At 76.0% G+C, this 2031-nt stretch carries 1 protein-coding gene and 1 pseudogene; both read right to left on the bottom strand.

Annotated features, from left to right (window positions below):
• Positions 1 to 882, bottom strand: an 882-nt coding sequence (locus tag H5J33_RS32890) for a polyprenyl synthetase family protein (RefSeq protein ID WP_399552984.1), incomplete at its 3' end; no start/stop codon positions are given.
• Positions 883 to 901: 19 nt separating this feature from the next.
• Positions 902 to 2031: pseudogene (locus tag H5J33_RS32885) on the bottom strand (amino acid adenylation domain-containing protein); the annotation flags it as partial.

Genomic DNA, 2031 nt, shown 5'->3' with positions numbered 1-2031 from the left:
GGGCCGCAGCCCCCGCGCCGCCAGCCGGTCGACCTCGGCCTCCACGGTGGCGCGCGCGCCCGTCGCCACCAGCACGTCCCGCACCTCGTCCAGGCCGCGCTCGGTGAGGGCCGGGTCACCGAGCCACCGGTCCAGCACGGCGAGCGCGGCCCCGTCGCCGGCCGCCTTTGCCCGCGCGCGGGCGACCGCGACCGGATAGGTGGGCTTGCCCTCCCGGATGTCGTCGCCGCACGCCTTCCCGGTCACCCGCGGGTCCCCGAAGACGTCGTCCAAGTCGTCGCGCAGCTGGAAGGCCATGCCGACACAGCGCCCGGCGTCGCCCAGCCGGCGCAGCGTCACCTCGTCGGCGCCCGCCACGGCGGCCCCCAGGGCCAGGGGCCGCTCGACCGAGTACAGGGCGCTCTTCAGACAGGCGGCGCGCAGCACCCGGGGCAGCGACCGCGCCTCGGTGATCTGGCCCTGTACGTCCAGGTACTGGCCCGCCACCATCTCCGTGCGCATGTCGCTCCACAGCCGTCGCACCACCTCCGCCGTCCCCGGCGCCAGCGGTGTCTCCGCCATCAGGTCGTCGGCCCAGGCCAGCGCGAGGTCCCCGGCGAGGACCGCCGCCGAATGCCCGAACCGCCCCGCCCGCTCGGGCCCGACCCGGCCGGCGTACCGGTCGGCCAGATCCTTGTGCAGCGCGGGCCGGCCACGCCGCAGTACGGCCCGGTCCATCACGTCGTCGTGGACGAGCGCGCACGTCTGGAGCAGCTCCAGGGCGCCCCCGATCCGCAGGACCACCCCCGCGGACGCCGCATCCCGGCCGGCACAGGCCCGGAAGGCCCACCACAGCAGCCGGGCGCGCGTGCGCTTGCCACCCTCGAGAGTGAAGCGTGCCACCCGTTCGGCCAGTTCCTCACTCGAGCTTGCCGTTGGCGGTGAGCGGCAGCGCAGGCAGCGGGACATAGGCGGCCGGCACCATGTGCGCGGGCAGCAGTCCCGTGAGGTGGGCGCGGAGTTCGGCGGCGGACGGGGGCGGCACGGCGCGGTCGCCGGTGCCGGTGCCGACGACGTGGGCGACGAGGCGGCGGGTGCCGGCGGCGTCCTCGTACACGCCGACGGTGGCCGCGCCCACGCCCGGGTGGCGGTGCAGGGCGGCCTCGATCTCGCCGGGCTCGATGCGGTAGCCGCGGATCTTCACCTGCTGGTCGGCGCGGCCGAGGTACTCCAGGGTGCCGTCGGCCCGCCAGCGGGCCCGGTCGCCGGTGCGGTACATGCGGGTGCCGGGGCGGCCGAACGGGTCGGCGAGGAAGCGGGTGGCGGTGAGTCCGGGGCGGCCCAGGTAGCCGCGGGCCAGGCCCTCGCCGGCGACGAAGAGTTCGCCGACGGCGCCGGGCGGTACCGGCTTCAGGCGGCCGTCGAGGACGTACAGCCTGAGGTCGGGGATGCCGGTGCCGATGGGGCTCGCGGTGCCGGCGCGGGCCGCCGGGGCGTCCAGCGGGGCGTAGGTGACGTGCACGGTGGTCTCGGTGATGCCGTACATGTTCACCAGGCGGGGCGCGGTGTCCGGGTGGCGGGCGTACCAGCCGGCGAGCCGTGCGACGTCCAGCGCCTCGCCGCCGAACACCACCGTGCGCAGCGCCAGCCTCCGGCTCACCTCGGGGAGTTCGGCGTCGGCGCGGATCAGCGGGTAGAAGGCGGACGGGGTCTGGTTGAGCACGGTGACCCGCTCGTCGGCGAGCAGGCGCAGGAAGTCCTCCGGGGAGCGGGCGGTGTCCTCGGGGACGATCACGAGCCGGCCGCCGTGCAGCAGCGGGCCCCACAGCTCCCACACCGAGAAGTCGAAGGCGTAGGAGTGGAACAGCGTCCACACGTCGTCGGGGCCGAAGCCGAACCAGTCCCGGGTGCGGGTGAACAGCCGGACGACGTTGGCGTGCGGGACGACGACGCCCTTGGGGCGGCCGGTGGAGCCGGAGGTGTAGATGGCGTAGGCGGGGCTGTCGGGCAGCGCGCGGCGGGGAGCGGCCCGAACTGCACGACGTGGTCGGC

This window comes from Streptomyces sp. WELS2 (assembly GCF_013870595.1).
In the GTDB taxonomy this organism is placed as follows: domain Bacteria; phylum Actinomycetota; class Actinomycetes; order Streptomycetales; family Streptomycetaceae; genus Streptomyces.
Note: the sequence above shows the minus strand (reverse complement) of the source record. Positions and strands in the feature narration are given on the sequence as shown.